Raw genomic sequence first — 18,454 nt, forward strand, 5'->3', positions numbered from 1 at the left:
GAGTGTGCTTACCCGTTTTAGCTTATTATTCGGGATAAGAACAGCAATAATCAGTTACACTTCGTACTTCCAGCTTGAATGAAGACTTTGCAGGTACGTGAAAGGTTGATGTCCCTTGTATTTCCAGCCATTCCTCAGTACCTGGAAGCAACACTCTCAAATCCCCTGCCAAAATCTCCATGATCTCACGGGAATCCGTGCCGAACTCATACGTTCCTGGCAGCATAATACCCAGTGTAACCTTACTGCCGTCACCCAGGATGACTGTACGGCTTGTAACCTGACCATCGTAATAAACATTTGCTTTTTTAACTACGCTTACTCCATCGAACTGTGTCATTCGTTATCCCCTCATCTGCTCTCAATGGTTGAATGAATATTTGTGCATCATAACATAGATTTGATTCCAGCTTCAGTATGAAAATACACACTGTATCACCGTATGCTATACACTGGAATTCAATAGTGATTTTTTTACAAAACATCAACTGTATGAAACAAACAGCCGTAAGCCTTTCTCAGGTTACGACTGTCTGTTTTAGATGCTAGGTGTTTTATTTCAACAAAGCTTTCACACGACTAACAACATTCTCTACCGTAAAGCCGTATTCCTTAATCACGCGGTCGCCAGGTGCGGATGCGCCGAATGTGCTGATACCGAGAATGTCGCCTTGGTCGCCAACATATTTTTCCCAGCCCAGTGGATACGCCATTTCTACAGCCAAACGAGCTTTCACTTGTGGCAGCAGAACGGAATCTTTGTATGCTTTGTCTTGTTTTTCGAACAGATCCCAGCTTGGGAAGCTGATAACACGTACTTGGATACCTTGTTCTGCCAGTGCTTCCTGAGCTTTAACAGCCAATTGTACTTCGGAGCCTGTAGCCAGAATTTGAGCAACCGGTTTGCCGTCTGTTGCATCTGCAACCACATAAGCACCGCGTTTGATACCTTCGCGTGCATGCTCAGCACTAGCAGCCAGGATTGGCAGGTTTTGACGAGTCAATACCAGAGCAACCGGGTTTTTCTTGTTTTCCAGCGTATAAGCCCAAGCAGCAGAAGTTTCATTACCGTCCGCCGGACGAATTACTGTCAGGTTCGGGATAATACGCAGGGAAGCCAATTGTTCGATCGGCTCATGAGTCGGACCATCTTCACCCACAGCGATACTGTCGTGAGTCAAAACGTAGGTTACAGGCAATCCCATCAGAGCTGCCAGACGAACGGCTGGACGCAGATAGTCTGTAAATACGAAGAATGTACCGCCGAATACTTTTACACCTTGGTGCAACGCCATGCCGTTCATCGCAGCAGCCATACCAAATTCGCGGATACCGAAATAGATGTTACGGCCGGCGTAGTCTTCTGGCGTAAAGTTCGTCAGGTTGTTCAAATGTGTCATCGTGGAGCTCTCCAGATCGGCAGATCCGCCTGTCAGGAAAGGTACGTTTGGAGCCAATCCGTTTAGAGCATTACCAGAAGCTACACGAGTCGAAACGGCTTTGTCTCCAGTCGTGTATTTCGGAAGATCACGATCCCAGCCTTCTGGAAGATCGCCGTTTACAGCTGTTTCGAACTGCGCTGCCAAATCAGGGTGGGCAGCTTTGTATTTCGCGAACTGTTCATTCCATGCTTTGTTCGCCGCAATACCGCGCTCTTTTACTTTAGCAAAATGCTCGCGAACTTCTTGTGGTACGTGGAAGTCCTCTTCGTATACCCATTTGTAGAAATCTTTAGTCAACTTGGCTTCTTCTGATCCCAGCGGGGAACCATGAGTACCACCGTGTCCGCCTTTACCTTGTTTGTTCGGGCTTCCGTAGCCGATGACTGTTTTCACTTCAATCAGCGTAGGGCGTGTCGAGTCGCCTTGCGCTTCTTCAATGGCTTTTTGGATGGCTGGAAGGTCGTTACCATCTTCTACGCGCAGTACTTGCCAGTTGTAAGCTTCAAAGCGTTTGGCAACACTCTCGGAAGAGGACAAATTAAGCTTGCCGTCCAGTGTAATATCATTGGAATCAAACAATACAATCAGCTTACCCAGTTGTAAGCGACCAGCCAGCGAAGCAGCCTCGTGGGAAATACCTTCCATCAGATCGCCATCGCCGCAGATTGCATACGTGAAGTGATCTACAACTTTAAATTCGTCTTTATTATATGTTGCGCCCAGTTGAGCTTCAGCCATTGCCATACCTACGGACATTGCGAGACCTTGTCCCAGAGGGCCAGTTGTAGCATCTACACCAGCAGTGTGGCCAAACTCAGGGTGACCCGGTGTAAGGCTGCCCCATTGACGGAATTGTTTCAGTTCTTCCATAGGAAGATCGTAGCCGCTCAGGTGCAGAAGGCTGTATAGCAACATGGAACCATGTCCTGCGGACAATACAAAACGGTCACGGTTAACCCATGTAGGTTGATCGGGATTATGATTCATCGTTTTAGCAAAAAGTTGGTATCCCATTGGCGCGGAGCCCATCGGCATCCCAGGATGTCCCGAGTTTGCTTTCTCGATGGCGTCAATTGCCAACGTACGAATAGTTGTGATGGACAAATTGTCGATCGTGGAGTTTTCATCCTTTTGAATCGCTTGGTTCTGGTCAGTCATGGTTTGCCTCCTCATATTGTATAAAGTATGTCAATTGCATTCGGTCATACTCTCCAACACCACCGTCCGATATAGAAACGATGTCTATTGAAGTGAGTGAATCTGCTTGAATGTTTCAATATGACTTATACATTCTTAAGTATTGTACCATCTGCCGTGAAAGTTTGCCAGATCGTTTATAAAGATGATTGTGGAAATGTAGTACCGAGTCCTCATATAAATATACCCGTAATGTATTAACCTCATTTAAAAAATTATAAAATCACAAAAAATATTATGTACTGACCGTTTATAAGGCAAATAAACTCACATGAGGATTTTGCAAAAATACTTACATAAAAAAACAAAGCCCGTTATGCGACGGGCTTTGTTTAACAAAAAATATACTCACAAATTTTTTCTGAAATTTTAAGATTAGTTAAAAACGACCGTTTTGTTCTCATGAACCAGAATACGATCCTCTGCATGCCACTTCACGGCTCTTGCCAAAACGACCCGCTCTATGGTGCGACCGATCCGCTTTAGCTCATTTACATCATCTCCGTGGCTTACACGCTGCACGTCCTGCTCAATGATCGGGCCGCCGTCCAATTCTTCAGTTACATAATGCGCAGTAGCACCAATAATTTTCACACCGCGATTATAGGCTTGGGCATATGGCTTCCCACCCACGAATGCCGGCAGAAAGGAATGATGGATATTGATAATCCGGTTGCGATAATGCTCAATAAACTTGGGTGAAATAATCTGCATATAGCGGGCTAAAATGATAACGTCAATGTCTTCGCCAATGACCTCTAGTTGACGGCGCTCCGCCTCCGGTTTGGTATCGGCTGTTACCGGAATATGGTGATACGGGATGCCAAATGATTCCACATACTCCTTCATATCCGGATGATTACTAACCACCAATGAAATATCCGCGTCCAGATCTCCTGCCTGCCATTGCCACAGCAGTTCTACCAAACAGTGATCTTCTTTAGAAACGAAAATAGCCAGTTTTTTCTTGCGGCTAACCGCAGAAATCGTCCACTCCATACGGAATTGCTCAGCAACAGCGGCAAAATCCTGCTCCAACTGTGGCTGGGTTGCACTCAAATTCGGCAGATCAAATTCAATCCGCATAAAAAACATACCGCCGGACGGGTCCATTGTATATTGATCAGATTGAACGATATTGGCCCCATGCTCGTACAAAAAACGGGACACGGCCGCTACAATACCTGGTCCGTCTGGACAAGATACAAGCATACGCGCGCGGTTTTCATGGGCAGACAGAGTGCTATTTGGCTGATGTTTTACGTGAATTTCCATGTGGCTATTAATCCCCCTTAGCTTATACCGTCACTGGCAAATGACTGCCGGCAAACCAGGCAATCAACCGTTGATTAATGTGTTCTTCACTCAAATCTGGAAATAGTGCTGCTTCCGTTATCATGTCATACAGACGCTCCAACGGCTCACGTGGATCGGCTTTTCTTGCTTTGGCATCATTTTTCAGTAAAGTCCATGTGTCCAGCACAAATTTACGGACATCCACATCCTGTTTTTTGAAAAACGAATGCAATTGCTCTACCTGACCCAAAAACTCATCCCCAAAGCGCTCCTTTACATTTCCGCGAAGCAGGGCAATTTCAACCTCATACATCGGACGCTGAGTTTTGGCTTCCTTACCAATCCATGGCGTCTCCAAAATAAACGGACGTCCTTGAAGTGCTTCATGATGCACCACATTATGAATGGTCTGATAGCCAATCCAGCCTGATCCGATCGGAGTATGTCTGTCTTTATGAGCGCCAACTGGATTTTTACTATCATTGATGTGAACAACTGCGATGCGATTCAAGCCGACAATACGGTCGAATTGCTCCAATACACCGTCCAGATCATTTACGATATCATAACCTGCATCGTGAATGTGACAGGTGTCCATACAAACCGTAAGACGCTCGTTATGCTCTACTTTATCAATAATGGAGGCAATCTCCTCAAAGCTACGACCCATTTCCGTTCCTTTGCCTGCCATCGTTTCAAGCGCAATGTTAACATCTGTCTCCTTCACGCCGTTTAGTACCTCGTTCAAACCATCAGCAATACGCCCGATTCCGTATTCTGCATCCTTATCGGTAAAAGCGCCTGGATGCAGCACGATATTTTTCACACCAATCGCGTGTGTGCGTCGAATTTCCTCTTGAAGAAAGCTGACCGCAAGCTCATAGGTATTTTCTTTGTAAGAGCCAAGGTTGATGATATACGGGGCATGCACCACGATATCTTCCATTCCCTTCTCAGCCATTAACTGCTTGCCTTCCTCCAAGTACATGGACTCCATCGGCTTACGACGCGTGTTTTGCGGTGCTCCCGTGTATATCATAAAGGAGCTGGACCCGTAAGAAGACGCTTCTTTTGTAGCGCTGAGCAGACCCTTGTCCGAGAAGGACACATGAGAACCAATTTTCAGCATGATCCTGATTCATCCCCTTATCCTGTTATGCTTGTCTTATTTTAATTTAATCATTTTAACGTGATTATTGAAATCAAACAACATAGCTTTTATGGCAGCTTTCTTAAATGACTCTATTAAGGGAACACGTAGATAAAGTACACATCAGAATATATGTTAGTCAAACGAGGGTAAATAAAATCATGGATTGACATCCTTAACCGTATAAAGGTACATTCATGAATCAATTTCATAACTCATTAAAGCTTGGTGGTTGTAACTAGATATAGACAAATCGAATCATTTTGATCTATTTCTAGTTTTGATTGAAGCAGCTAAAGGTATTATGAAATTGATTCTCATATGAAGTTTTTTTCTCAAAAAGGGTTATATTCTATAACAGATGTATTTTTTTGTGAATTGGAAGGAGAGCTGGCTCCATGAACATCATCGTATGTGGAGGAACTGGATTGGTGGGGAGTGCACTGGTCAAAAGCCTGCTAGACGACGGATACACCGTGAAAGTCGTTACCCGCAAGCCACTGGTAGGACACGAAGCGAGCCCCCGCTTGCAATATATGAGTTGGAACGAATTAAAACAAAAGCCTGAAGTACTGGAAGGCACAGATGCGGTCGTTAATTTAGCAGGCGAAACGCTGAATCAGCGCTGGACGGATAAGTCCAAACAAAGAATTCTTCAATCACGACTCCTATCTGTTGCCCGGTTGGCTGAAGCATTGAATGCTCTACAGAAAAAACCGAAAGTTATCATTCAGGCTTCGGCTGTTGCCGCCTATGGTACATCCCTGACCGAAACATTCGATGAAACGAGCCCGCGTCGTTCGGAAGATTTTTTGTCTCAGGTGGTTGAGCAATGGGAGGAAGCCGCTAATGCCTACCCTTCTGATGCCCGTTTAATTAAGTTACGCATTAGCCTTGTGCTGGACAGAAAAAAAGGGGCATTCCCACTCATGAAGATACCTTATAGCTTCGGATTCGGCGGCAAAATAGGCAGCGGCCATCAATGGATGAGCTGGATTCATATTGAGGATATTGTTCGTCTGATCACGTACTGCATCCATACGAAGGAAATCGTCGGGGCAGTGAACGCATCATCACCACATCCCTTGACGAACGACCAGTTTGGGAGGACAGTAGCTACGGTATATCACCGTCCGCACTGGTTTCCCGTCCCCAGCATTCTCGTTTCAAAGCTAGTTGGTGAGATGAGCACGCTTGTATTGGATGGTCAAAAGGTACTACCGCGCAAAGCGCTGGAGCACGGATTTAAGTTTAACTATCCTTCACTTAAGGACGCTCTAGAGGAACTCCATTCTTCCCAAAAACAGCATTGAATTTAAAAAGAGGAACTCCAGGCTGGTAGGTAGTGTCACTACCGGCTTAGGTTTCATTTTTTTAGTCAGACACAATCTATCGAGCAGACTGTAAGTTTTTAAGTTGCCTCTTTTATTCTTTTGAATATTCCACTTCTGAAGTTTTCTCTCTATCTTCGGTAACTCGGTTTCCCACGCTTTTAGATTCTGAGTTTGGAAAAGTCCATCTCCAGTTCTCTTGCCCTTGATCACTCAAATCAGAAGATTGCTTGTCTTGATAATGACGTCCTGCTACGAACCCGGTCAGCTTATCTACCTGATAACGATCATTTTTACGCTGTGCTGGGGGAGAAGTAGGACCTAACCATTCCGAATCCAATACAGGTGCTGAATCGCTGTACATATGAGACGAAGTTCGATTGCGCTTCCATTTCCCCGTCCAGCTTATATAAGCAACAGCTGCAAGTACTAAGGTCAGCACCACGGAGATGATCAACGGTACCGTTTCTGGATGATCCAGATAAATATAACGCCACACAATGGCCGAAGTGAGCAGACATCCGAGAGCAATGTACATTTTATATTTTTGCAATCCAGAATCCACATCTTCCATCTCGAATTCGGCTTTTACCTCTGCATTCTCCTCTGGTTTCACGGACGGTTTGAGCCGATTGATGCGTTTAAGTTCCTGAATCCCCTGCAGAGTCTCCCGGTGATCTCGCCCGTACGTTCCGCCACGTTCTGTATAGTTCCCTTGTGAGGTATGAGAGGATCGAGCAGAAAGGCTAGGGTTGGCTGATGAAAAAGATCGCTCCCATTTTTATAGTTAAAGAAGCAAGCTTCGTGGATTAATTATTTTGTAACATTAATTATTTTTTCAGCGATTAATCGACATTCTTCAATACTTTTATCGAATTCCTTTTTAAAAGAATGAGCAAATACAAAATGAATCTGCTCCGCTAATTCTTCCACAGAATTTGTTATCTTACTTTTTTCATAGATTTTACTTATTTCTGAATAATATTCATCTTCTAATAGAGGATGTATCTCGATTGGATTCCATTCATTAATCATTTGTACGATATCATTGTTCATTTTTATACACTCCTACTCTCCAAATAACGATTTAGATAGTGCTTTATATGCATCATCATACTTACTCTTAGGAATAACTGTAACAAGTGTCCCATCGTTAGCAACTACGGCAGCACCTTCTTTTGAAAAGAACAAATGTTTACTGCCATTATTCTGGGAAAGGGACTTCCCATTTTCCACCCAAGAATCTGCCATTTCTTTTGTTACGCCGCGCTCTTGCATTCTTTCTAAAGCATGATTTGAAGAATTAGACCAATTTATTTGTGTTCCCGGATTCTCAACCAGCGTCCCTGACTTTCCAAAAGTATCACCAACCTGTGCAGTTTCACCTTTTCCCTGATGAGGAGTCGTACTTTCTGCCTTAGCTCCCGAAGATGGAGTAGATTTAGATGAGCCTCCACCTTCCCCTTTCGCCATTTGCCACAATTCCGCTGAGCTTTTCCCTATTCCGCTTGCTCCTTTAACTGCGGTTGTACCTCCATGTGCCGCTAAAGCTGCTGAGCCAATCAATCCAGGTATTCCGATAATACTACCAACTCCTGTGGATGAAACAGCTACTGATAATCCTTCTCCACCTGTTCCAACGATGACCTCACCAGCCCCCTGCAATGTCGTAGCTACGTGACCAAGAATTTCACCTACTTTAGCTGCCATTGGATGATCATGGTCACGGTCTTTGTCAGGCAGCAACCCCAAGGTTAAATCTTCCTGAATAGCTCCTTTCGCTCCCTGAGCAGTATCCCAGAGAATTTCTCCTTGAAGCTTGCTAGCTTCCATCTGAGCTTCAGCCTTGGTGATCTCCGCTTTTCCGATCTGTTCAAAAATTTTATGTAACCAACCTTCACCGCTTGATGCCGTTTTAACAGGCACACCATTCCCGGGCACATCAAGTACTACTTTTTCTCCATCTACCTGTGTGAAGTTTTTTGAAATAAAGATGAGTTCTTGGGCAACCGTAGAAAGCCGTTCAAGCGTCACACCCATGGATTGTCTAGAGACCTGAAAATCTTGGAAAAACCTCTCTCGGGTAGCACCAGCTCAGCCTTGTTGGACAAAATCAATTCTTCCATTCAGTAAATTCAACATCCGTTCCATTTCGTGTTTACCATGCAAGAACTGGTCAGCCACTTCCATTAGCTTGTCAGGTGGAACTAATATTCTCCCCATTCTACCACGCCCACTTTAATTTTGATGGAAATAATCTTATCAGAAGGAGATGTTTAGGGACATCCATCTATTATCCTGAAATTCCCTTTTTATATTCTGCGACAATTGGACTGAGATAATCAGATTTGCTATGCCTAAAGTATTATAACCCTTGTTATAAGATACATTTTATCAGCGTAGTAGTAGTAATCATCGCCTTCACATTATGTTCCTCAACCATAAATCCTTTCTAGCTCGACAATGCAGTTAGCAAGCTTTTTCATACAATTCAAAAAGGCTAGACGGACAATTCCGTCTAACCTTCATTTATGATGCATTGGAGGATTTAAAAGAGTCCAACCGATAAGTATAAGAGACTCCGGCGATTTTAAAAGTGTCTCCATCCTTCATTGTGTACTCCTTATAAGGCACCATAGGCTCTCCATTCAGAACAGTTCCGTTCGTCGAGGATAAATCCTTAACAATGTGGCTATGTTCTCCTGTAACTATGCAAAGCTCAATATGAGAACGGGAAGCTCCATCCGTATGCTCCACAAACTGGACCAATTGCGGATCTCTCCCGATGATAAAGCTGCCTACAACGAATTGGTCTGGCTGCAACCGGATGCGCTCGGTCCCTCCACTACCTGGTGGCTTGCGATCCAGGCAAGCAATCGGTGATTGCTGAACAGGTGAAATCTGTATCTCTTGATCTGGACGAAGCAGCATCGTTTCCTGCTTAGATACAGCATTTAGCAGCTCCGTTACCCCAGAGAGAGACTTATAATAAGCCTCACTGGTATCGCTGGCTTCCAATTCATTTCCTCGTTCCGCACCTTTCCACGATGGCTCGTGTAGGTCATAGTTTGCTGAAGTGTTCTCCCTATCTTCCGTAACTCGGTTTCCCACGCTTTTCGATTCTGAGTTTGGAAAAGTCCATCTCCAGCTCTCCTGCCCTTGATCACTCGAATCGGAAGATTGCTTGTCTTGATGATGACGTCCCGCTACAAACCCGGTCAGCTTATCTACTTGATAACGATCATTTTTGCGTTGTGCTGGGGAAGAAGTAGTTCCTAACCATTCCGAATCCAATACAGGTACTGAATCGCTGTACATATGAGCTGAAGCTCGATTGCGCTCCCATTTCCCCGTCCAGCTTATATAAGCAACAGCGGCAAGTACCAAGGTCAGCACAACGGAAATGATCAACGGTACCGTCTCTGGATGATCCAGATAAATATAACGCCACACGATGGTCGAAGCGAGCAGACATCCGAGAGTAATGTAGGTTTTATATTTTTGCAATCCAGGCTCCACATCTTCTACTTCGTTTTCTGTTACAAGCTCAGAATTCTCCTCTGGTTTCACGGACGGTTTGAGCCGATTGATCCGTTTAAGCTCCTGAATCTCCTGCAGAGTCTCCCTATGCTCTTGCCCGTATGTTCCGCCACGATCAGTATAATTCCCCTGTGAGGTATGAGATGTATGAGCAGATATGATAGGGTCGGCTGATGAAAAGGCTCGCCCTTCCATACTTTCTCCCTTCACGCTAGCACTCTCTGTACCAGTCTTCATTCCTTGCAATAGCAGTTCCTTTAGCAATCCCAATTCAAATTCATTTCTATCACACAGATCGAGAATGCGTTGTATATATTCTCCCTGAAAGTGGGCTACACGAGTCATTAAACGAATAACCATCTGCTTAAATTGACTGCCTGTTTGCTGCCCTGTATACTGTACACTGCGTAAAGGAACATAGGTTAAACTGGCGGTTTCCCTTGTACCTGAACCACTTAGAAAAATATAATCCTCGTGCAAAATAAACTGGCGGATATCTAACATATATTGCGGGCTGCGATGGAGGGCATCTGCCACTTCAAAAAGAATCCGGTAGAAATCAGAAGTCGACACGCTCCCACCTTTCCATAGCTGGGAAAGCATGCGTTGCCCCGAAATGTCGTAATGTAACTCTATCTGAAAATCGACTTCCTTTATTCTAAGTTCCAGCAGACCGGGAATCCGATTACCAGTCATCATGCCGGTCTGAACGGAATTTAAATCATCGGTCTTGAGCCCGTCTTCCTTGTTTAGAATCATAAATGTCCCGCCGTTCCGGGCAAAATCCCTGCTTAAACCAAACAATTCATGACCTCCTTAACAATTTCCTATCTCCGTGAGGTAGCATGATCTCCCCCAGCGGACATGTTATGGCAAGAAGTAAAGATAAGCACTGATCGCTCCCGGAATGACTGCCGTCATAAAAGGAAACCTGAGGTGCGCTTCATTCCCACTGGTCAGCGCTTTGCCGCTGCGAAATAGAAAAAATCCTCCTAAATTAAAAGCCACGCGCCGCAGTCTCATGATGGTTTCCCTCTTCCATAGCAAAATTCCTATGCCAATAATACCTGCAAAAAAAATCGAATATAAAGCTGACTGCCATGCAAAAGCGGCACCTGTCCATGCTCCAATCAAGCCGAACAGCTTTACATCCCCTGCACCAACAGCTCCCATCCAGTACAAAATCAGCATGAAACCAAATCCGGTACCCAGTCCAGCAACAGCAAATAAAAAACCGTGCCACCCTCCAAACAGAGTATTGAACACCAAGCCTACCACTATGCCGGGCAATGTAAGCTTATTAGGGATTTTCATGCTACGTAAATCCGTAACTAACGCGATCGCGAGCAGAACTCCGCATACAATATACATCCACGTCAATGCGATCTTCCCCCTTTATAAAATAGAACTAGCAGACTACCAAATCACTTTCCATCGTAGGTATTCCTGTCCGTCTATGTCGAGTCGATTCTATCTATCCATCAGCTGGCTTTTCCACGGTAAACGGAACTTCTATACGTTGACCATCCTCTGTTTCAATCACAAAGCTCCATTGACCGGGTGTTGTGTTCGTTCCCACAAACCAGTTCCATTCAATAATCCCGTCCGCATTGGCAGAGGTCCAGCCCAAATGCTGGGCCGTGCTTTGGCCCGACTTATAAAGTACAGAAAGATTAGCAGTCGTCCCAGGCTCAATCTTGGCCTTGATCAAATTGTACACACCCTTCACAGCAGGTTCAGGCTTGACGAGCAACTGTATGGAATGCTGCGCATCCTTATCCGCTGTTGCCTCTCCTGTACCTGTCCCCTCCCCTGTGTTCCCAATCCAGAGACGTTCCTCTGCCGCTGCCTGAATCACAATGCTGCGATACAAAAAGGGGACCTTCATCGGCAGTTCATACGATAGCTCTACTCTAAAATAAGGGTCCTTAGTTCCTGTAAGAGCAGGTACATGTACGCTCGTTATATGAATACGGTCATACTCCAGAATGCTTTCCTCCATAAAAGGCTTTAGCATCGGCTTCAGAACAGGATCGAGTGCAGCTTCCGTAAATCGCCCCCGCAGTTCCTCCATCGGCTTTTGACCGCCCTGAACAGCGCTTTCTACCCAATCGCCAATTGGAGGTGGCAACTGGGCAGCGAATTGGCTTGCATATTCACTCATAGATAACTTGGGCAATTCATCCAGCGGTTCACGGACTGCATCTATTTTCGCGGACGCCGCCTCCACGGCTAGAGAAACTGGGTAGATTTTAGTCGAAACCTGCTTGACCGCTTCTGAAGCGGTGTTCTGCAAGGCTGTGGATACCAGCGTCATCTGAACCATATAAATGAGAAAAATAATAAAAAACAGAAACATTGGCAACACCAGTGACGCTTCTAATACAATACTCCCTTGTTCACATTGCTTCTGCCCACAAACTTTCCGTAAACACCGATTAATAGGAAAAATGCGCTGTTTTCGTGACATAGTACACACTTCCCTTAATACTCTCGCCTTCTTTTGAGGCGGTCCCGAGCATCTTCATTACCCCAGGTAGAAACCACAGCCTCATCCCATTCTTGACCTCACCCGTTGCATACGTTTGCCGCTCAGCAGGATTGACATCTGTATTCAGGCGGATCAGAGCAAGCATACGGGACATTTTTCGTTCATTATTGCTATGGAGCATCAGGAACAATCGCAAATGATCCTTGTATGTCATTCGAAATTTCAGAAAATCAGACAATGGCACGTCCCCCTTTTGTGCCAGCATAATCATATCTTCTATTGCTTTTTCTACTCCATATAACAAAGCCGCCGCCAAAACGACCAGCGGATTACCTTTTGAGCTGTTTTTAACCAATCCCTCCATTGTTCGAATGGCAAGTCTCATAGCGAAAATTTCTCCATAGGCGGATGCCAGATTGCCCGTCGGATTATGGAACCCATACAGGATGTACTCAACTTCCTGATTATTCACCTCCAGCTGATCTCCCAAAATCTGTGCAGCATTTCCCACATTTCCACCCGATCCGGTCAAGCTGCCAAAACGGCTAAAATCCACATGATGGAAGTAAGATAGCGCATATTCATTCTGGTAAAACTCGTCTCCCAGTTGAGTCAGTAAATTGGATGCCGACCCGTATAGACCATCCATACTATCCATTGAAGCTCCCGCTGCAACATAGGTGTCATAGGGCAAATCAGCGGATACAGATGGACTGGATGTAGACTGGTTAAACGAAATACTTTCATTGTAATAGCGCTCCAGATGTTGGAATTTTTCTGCACTTTGTTTACCTTTGGAAAGAACCTCAATGATCCGATAGGCTTGTTTGAGCTTGTTTTTCGCCTCTTTTTCCATTTTCTTGCGTTCTTTGTCCGGTCCACGTCGCGTATCCATCATTTTGGCTTCACCGTCGAGTACATTGGCAGGTCCCGCCCAAGCATACGCATTCAAGTATTTATCTATCTCTTTGAGCGTTGATGCGACTTCTTGCTTGAGCATGTCTGCATTCAAAAATGGATCTGTATAAAAAGATAAGGTATGCATAATGCTCGTTATTCCATTGTTAGCAGTATTTATAGAAGTCCGTTGCCTTTCGATTTCTGCTTCCCATTGCTCAAATTCCTTATCTGGAATCAACAAATCCTCTGCTTTTTGCCGTGCGCTTCCTACCGACGGATCTGCGTTGGAGCCTGCTCCGCTTGGAGTAGGGGCTGCTGAAACCTCATCGTAGCCTGCATTGGCCGCCCTCTGCTTATATTGGGCAATGACTTTGCGCATCTCTTCATTAATCTGTCGGGCCTCATTTAACGGTTCCTTGGCTTCCAGAAGCAGCTTATCATGTTCTTCTCCAGCCTGAACCATGATCTGACGCAGGCGATCAAGCGCTGCCCTCGCTCTACGTGCATATTTTTCCATCTGCATGATTTTAACGTCGTCCACACTCTTCTTATTGTCTTCATATACATGTACGTAATGCTTATATTGAGCGGCAATATCGGCTACAACCTCAAGCGGGTCCCATATATACTGATTGGGCATATAGGTGCCCCTCTGTTTAATAATCCGCTTGCGAACCTCTTCCATATAAGCTCCTGCCTTACGCTGCTTCTCCAGCATGTCATCCAGTTGGGCCTCTCGTCTGTCGTACAGCTTTTGCAGCCTTTTCAGCAAATCTACCGTATGAGAAGCCTCTTTCATGTTTTGAGAGAGCGGCTTTAGCTTTTCGAGCACTTCAAACGTAAAATCGACAGGTGCTTTATACTTCATCTCTTCACGGATCTGTTCGTTAAATATGGCATATTTACCAAGCTCTCTTTCCATTTGCAGGGAACTTGAATCCAGCTTCGTATTCATCAGCGGGAGTGTATCCGCGTGTGCCGTACGTCGCGCGCTGTCATTCAGCACTTTGACCATAATTTGTTCTCCGCCGCCTTCGCCATAAGCAAACAAACCGTACTCCTGTTGTAATGTCGGATCATAAGCAGACATCACTGAACGAACCGCCGCATGGGTCAGCCGTTCGGTCTGCACATGCAATGCAGCAATTCTCGCGTAATCAATAAATACAGCAATAAAACCGAACATGACCGCCAGAATCAGAATTAAAAAGACCGTGACAGCACCTGATTCCCTGTCCTTTGTATTTTGTCCCTTACCAAACACCTGCTTCCTCCTTTCCAGTTACATTCCCGTTACTTACTTCTCACTGACCGTTTTGACCATATTGCATCAGTACTTTCCCTGCAACTGCCGAATCTACCTTTTCACCTGATCCTCTGCCCATAAACTTCGCACCATAATAACGGACCAACTCCACCGTACGAATCCATTCCACAGGTTCGACCACGCCAGAGCTCATTTTCCCTTGCAAATCTGTCTGATCTAAAAACTGATTCAACAAAGGTACCTTCACTATCTTATTTAACTTTGTGGTCACCTTACGGTGAATCATACTGTTCTCATATGTCATCTGCCCCTGCATGCCCGCAGGCATTCTATTTTCTGCATTGGACAGCTTCTGAGCAGGTAACGAGCCTCCCCCATTGCCGCCCGGAACCTGTACACTTTCCTGATTGTTGGCTCCGGTCCAGCCAAACAGGGCTCCCAGCATACCATCATCCTTCAGGCGCCAATAGAGAGAATCCCGTTGCCCTTGTGTAAATGCTCCCGTACGTGGGTCCTTGAAGCTGTTATTCCAACTGTAAGCGGCCCTTTCCGAAGCAGTAGCAGCGACCTGCACCAATATAGATTTTTGATATATGTACAGGCAAAAAAATAACATCACAAAAATGACCAGCAGTAGAATGGGAAAGACGAGGGAAGCTTCCAAGGAGAAGCTCCCGTCCTCTTTTTGTGCCAATTTGCGCAGCATTATGAATCCATAAAATCGTTACTTTTTTTATCCGCCTTTTTCAAAAGCCCTTCTACAATTTTCTTGATCTGATCCTTGAAAATAATTGCCACCGCAATCAGAATGGCAATGATCAGGATCATTTCTAACGTACCCAGACCATCCTCATCCTTGTACAACTTACGAATACTGCCTGTTACTAATGTCATCATCGTTGTATTCCTCCTACATATTCATCATCATTAAAGCCGGAGCGCCCACCAGCACAATTACCGTTAGCAAAATCAGCGCCATCGGGAATACTAGCTTAGATGAAGCCTGCTCCCCTCTTGTGCGGCTAATTGAAGTCCGCTTGCCCCATAACGTCTGGGATAGCTCACGCAAAGCCATCACGAAATCGCTCCCGCCGCGCCTCATATTCAACAAAACTGTCGTCGTAAATACTGTCATTTCCTGAATACCACAACGTTTGCTCAGGTGCTCAAATGCCTGTTGAAAGGAAAAGCCACTTTCCCATTCCGTCACCGTCTGCCTCAGTTCTCGATACAACGGATGTTTCGTATCCGCTCCTTTACGTTCCACGCAATGGAGCAATGCCCGTTGTACCGTCTCACCTGCACCTACTAAAAGCATCATTTTACTCAGCAGTTCAGGCAATTCCATTAAAATTTGCTGGTCCCGCTTCTGTACTTTCCCATGCAAATCCTTGATCAGCGCGATAGGTACCAGAATGCCAAGTCCCAATCCGAGCACCAGCCCGGTCGCATCCCCACCCATCAAGAGCGATATTATAACTCCACCAGCAGCCATCATATATCCGTAACCCAACATTTCTGCCAGAAAAAGCATCGTTTTTTCTCCGCTGTTGCGCATACCATACAGCTTCTGCACCGAACGCTGGAGCTTAAACATCAGCAAAGGCAGCCTGTGAGTAGCACGTGAAGCATGAATCATGTGTACAAATGGGACTGAAAGTCTTTGCAGCCGCAGTCCCTCCAGCTTCATATGGCGAAAATGCGCATACTTAGCACCATGCATCTGGTTCAGCACCACCCAACCTCCCACTTGCAGAACCAGCATGACCAGACAAACCAACATCACCACATCTATCTCTCCTTACACTTCAATCTTCATAATGTGGTTGATCCACACAAGACACCCACCAAGCACCAATAAACAAAAGGTTGATAAAATCATACCTGTACCGCTGTATAAGGGCATCATGTAATCACCCGCTGTCATCGTCATAAACAATACAAAGAAAAAAGGCGCCGCAAACATAACCCTCGATTCAAAACGTTTCTGTGCAATCATTACACCGATCTCCTGCTGAATTTCCAACTTCTCACCAATGACACTTGAAGCTCGTCGTACGACTTCCACCAGATCACCTCCGGTTCGCTTGCAAGCCGCAAATACGTCCGCAAAATTCGTAATATCCTCCATCTGCGCCCGACGGGCCAAATCCTGCAAAGCAGCCTCTACAGGTTGTCCGATTTCGAGACAGGCGGTAATAATGTTAAATTCAAAAATCAGGTCGTGATCTCCATCCGGACTAAGCAATCTCAAATCCTCTACAGCCTCACGAAAACCATTCTCCACCGACCTTCCCGCTGAAAGAGAAGACGAGAGCGAATATAAAGCCTGCTTGAATTGGATGCTTAGAGCAGACCTGCGTCTTTGCAGCAAAAATTGCCTAAAATAACGAGGTGTCACCACAGCCCCGGCAGCGCACAGCAACGATAATATCCATTGGTGATAAAATAGATAGCCGATCATCGCAAACAGCACGCCACTAAAGAATATGCACAGACTTTTTTGTACTGTCGATAATGTATACACCGTATAATCTGGCAGAGAAGGGACTTCACGTGATACTTGCTTGGCAGTCGTTTTTCCTGGCTTCACGCTGATACTCCTCCCCTGTGCCAGTTTTCCGGATTGATCCCGGCCATTTGCAGCTTCAAAGTATGTTGCAGACCCTCGCCACAACGTTCCAGACCTCCTACGATTCGCCCCTTACTTTCTCCTCGTTCCTGAAAACGATAAAGAGGGTTAAGCGTCACCTCACCATTTTCAAAGCCAATCACTTCGCTAATTTCCAGCACTCGTCTAGATTTGTCACGCATCCGTGACAGATGAACGAATATATCAATAGCTGAGCTGATCTGCTGCCGTACTACTCCAAGTGGAAGCTCTGCTCCTCCGAGCACCATCGTTTCCAGCCGGCTGACCATATCGCGGATATTATTTGCGTGGCCAGTTGACAAGCTTCCATCATGGCCAGTATTCATCGCTTGCAGCATATCCAATGCCTCACTTCCCCGGACCTCACCCACCACAATGCGGTTGGGCCGCATACGCAGGGAGGAACGAATCAGATCACGAATTGTGATTTCTCCCTTCCCCTCGGTGTTCGCATTCCTTGTTTCCATGGAAACTAGATTAGGGACCGTCACAATTTGCAGCTCTGCTGAGTCTTCAATGGTAATAATCCGTTCAGACGACGGGATAAACTGGGATAATGCATTCAGAAAAGTTGTTTTACCAGAACCCGTTCCTCCGCTTATAAAAATGTTGTACTTGCTACGTACCAAGTCCTTGAGCATAGCAGCGGTTTCTGCATCAAGCGCACCCATTTGTATCAAGTCATCCATCGTCATAGGACGCTCGGGAAACTTCCGTATTGTCATCGTCGGACCCTTGAGAGCAACTGGAGGCAGCACAATATTTACGCGTGACCCATCCTTTAACCGGGCATCCACAATGGGGGAAGCCTCATTCACAATTCGGTTCACCCCGGCTACAATCGTCTGGATTAAATCCTCCAGCCGCTCGCGAGACTCAAATTGATCAGGTACCTGCATCACTTCACCAGCCCGCTCCACAAAGATTTCCCGGTGACTGTTAATCATAATTTCCGTAACGGTCGGATCGTCAATCAATGGCTGGAGTACATCCAGCCCACGGAAAGAGTTAAAAATCTTGCGGACAAGTGCGTGCTTCTCTCGGGAAGTTAAGCCCACCAGCTCTACATCGTGTAAAATTCGATTTTCAATATGCCGTACCAGATCTGTATCCTTTACCGAAGACGTTACGTCTAACCCGTTTCGGATATCTGCTCGCAATGCCTTAAAACGTTCCTCATTCATGTT

General features: G+C 45.5%; 16 protein-coding genes and 1 pseudogene. 1 reads left to right on the plus strand and 16 read right to left on the minus strand.

The features are described 5' to 3' along the window. Positions 1-25 precede the first annotated feature (25 nt). The 4 genes from ppnP to ACQW03_RS04590 form a co-directional block, all read right to left on the minus strand. The gene (ppnP, locus tag ACQW03_RS04575; RefSeq protein ID WP_025722684.1) at positions 26-340 is read right to left on the minus strand and encodes a pyrimidine/purine nucleoside phosphorylase; all 315 of its coding nucleotides are present in this window, start codon (positions 338-340) and stop codon (positions 26-28) included. A gap of 214 nt (positions 341-554) precedes the next feature. Next, complete coding sequence (gene tkt / locus ACQW03_RS04580; RefSeq protein ID WP_441948468.1) at positions 555-2,600, minus strand: transketolase; 2,046 nt, start codon at positions 2,598-2,600, stop codon at positions 555-557. Positions 2,601-3,014: 414 nt separating this feature from the next. Beyond that, positions 3,015-3,914, minus strand: a complete 900-nt coding sequence (purU, locus tag ACQW03_RS04585; RefSeq protein ID WP_023987631.1) for a formyltetrahydrofolate deformylase — start codon at positions 3,912-3,914, stop codon at positions 3,015-3,017. 22 nt (positions 3,915-3,936) lie between these two features. Continuing rightward, positions 3,937-5,064, minus strand: a complete 1,128-nt coding sequence (locus tag ACQW03_RS04590) for a deoxyribonuclease IV (protein WP_235307806.1) — start codon at positions 5,062-5,064, stop codon at positions 3,937-3,939. A 419-nt stretch (positions 5,065-5,483) separates the two neighbouring features. Here ACQW03_RS04590 and ACQW03_RS04595 point away from each other — a divergent pair, with 419 nt between their 5' ends. Beyond that, on the plus strand, positions 5,484-6,398 hold the full coding sequence (locus ACQW03_RS04595; RefSeq protein WP_441948471.1) for a TIGR01777 family oxidoreductase: 915 nt from the start codon (positions 5,484-5,486) through the stop codon (positions 6,396-6,398). Positions 6,399-6,510: 112 nt separating this feature from the next. Here the strand turns inward: ACQW03_RS04595 and ACQW03_RS04600 are convergent, their stop codons facing one another. The 12 genes and pseudogenes from ACQW03_RS04600 to ACQW03_RS04655 form a co-directional block, all read right to left on the minus strand. Beyond that, positions 6,511-7,032: a hypothetical protein gene (locus tag ACQW03_RS04600; protein WP_441948473.1), complete on the minus strand. Its 522-nt coding sequence runs from the start codon at positions 7,030-7,032 to the stop codon at positions 6,511-6,513. Positions 7,033-7,229: 197 nt separating this feature from the next. Then, positions 7,230-7,472, minus strand: coding sequence for a DUF1871 family protein (locus ACQW03_RS04605; RefSeq protein WP_069080969.1), 243 nt, complete (start codon positions 7,470-7,472; stop codon positions 7,230-7,232). Positions 7,473-7,810: 338 nt separating this feature from the next. Continuing rightward, positions 7,811-8,639 (minus strand): annotated as a pseudogene (locus ACQW03_RS04610) (WXG100 family type VII secretion target); the annotation flags it as partial. Positions 8,640-8,945: 306 nt separating this feature from the next. Then, positions 8,946-10,760 carry a DUF6382 domain-containing protein gene (locus ACQW03_RS04615; protein ID WP_441948475.1) on the minus strand — a complete coding sequence of 605 codons (1,815 nt, stop codon included), beginning with the start codon at positions 10,758-10,760 and terminating at the stop codon, positions 8,946-8,948. Between the two features lie 63 nt (positions 10,761-10,823). Continuing rightward, complete coding sequence (locus tag ACQW03_RS04620) at positions 10,824-11,336, minus strand: A24 family peptidase (protein WP_025722689.1); 513 nt, start codon at positions 11,334-11,336, stop codon at positions 10,824-10,826. 94 nt (positions 11,337-11,430) lie between these two features. After that, on the minus strand, positions 11,431-12,426 hold the full coding sequence (locus tag ACQW03_RS04625) for a TadE/TadG family type IV pilus assembly protein (protein WP_076292461.1): 996 nt from the start codon (positions 12,424-12,426) through the stop codon (positions 11,431-11,433). Next, complete coding sequence (locus ACQW03_RS04630) at positions 12,395-14,611, minus strand: hypothetical protein (RefSeq protein ID WP_441948478.1); 2,217 nt, start codon at positions 14,609-14,611, stop codon at positions 12,395-12,397. Before ACQW03_RS04630 ends, ACQW03_RS04625 begins: the two co-directional genes overlap by 32 nt. A gap of 40 nt (positions 14,612-14,651) precedes the next feature. Then, positions 14,652-15,320: a TadE family protein gene (locus tag ACQW03_RS04635; RefSeq protein WP_441948480.1), complete on the minus strand. Its 669-nt coding sequence runs from the start codon at positions 15,318-15,320 to the stop codon at positions 14,652-14,654. Further along, positions 15,320-15,511: a Flp1 family type IVb pilin gene (locus ACQW03_RS04640; protein ID WP_013309278.1), complete on the minus strand. Its 192-nt coding sequence runs from the start codon at positions 15,509-15,511 to the stop codon at positions 15,320-15,322. The genes ACQW03_RS04635 and ACQW03_RS04640 overlap by 1 nt, the downstream gene beginning before the upstream one ends. A 13-nt stretch (positions 15,512-15,524) precedes the next feature. Continuing rightward, positions 15,525-16,397 (minus strand): type II secretion system F family protein, encoded by an 873-nt coding sequence (locus ACQW03_RS04645; protein WP_071644244.1) that lies wholly within the window; start codon positions 16,395-16,397, stop codon positions 15,525-15,527. Positions 16,398-16,415: 18 nt separating this feature from the next. Continuing rightward, positions 16,416-17,207, minus strand: coding sequence for a type II secretion system F family protein (locus tag ACQW03_RS04650; RefSeq protein ID WP_220030934.1), 792 nt, complete (start codon positions 17,205-17,207; stop codon positions 16,416-16,418). Further along, positions 17,204-18,451 (minus strand): CpaF family protein, encoded by a 1,248-nt coding sequence (locus ACQW03_RS04655; protein WP_071639963.1) that lies wholly within the window; start codon positions 18,449-18,451, stop codon positions 17,204-17,206. Before ACQW03_RS04655 ends, ACQW03_RS04650 begins: the two co-directional genes overlap by 4 nt. Positions 18,452-18,454: the final 3 nt, after the last annotated feature.

Source organism: Paenibacillus sp. DRB1-1 (assembly GCF_052119485.1).
Classification (GTDB): Bacteria; Bacillota; Bacilli; order Paenibacillales; family Paenibacillaceae; genus Paenibacillus; species Paenibacillus polymyxa_B.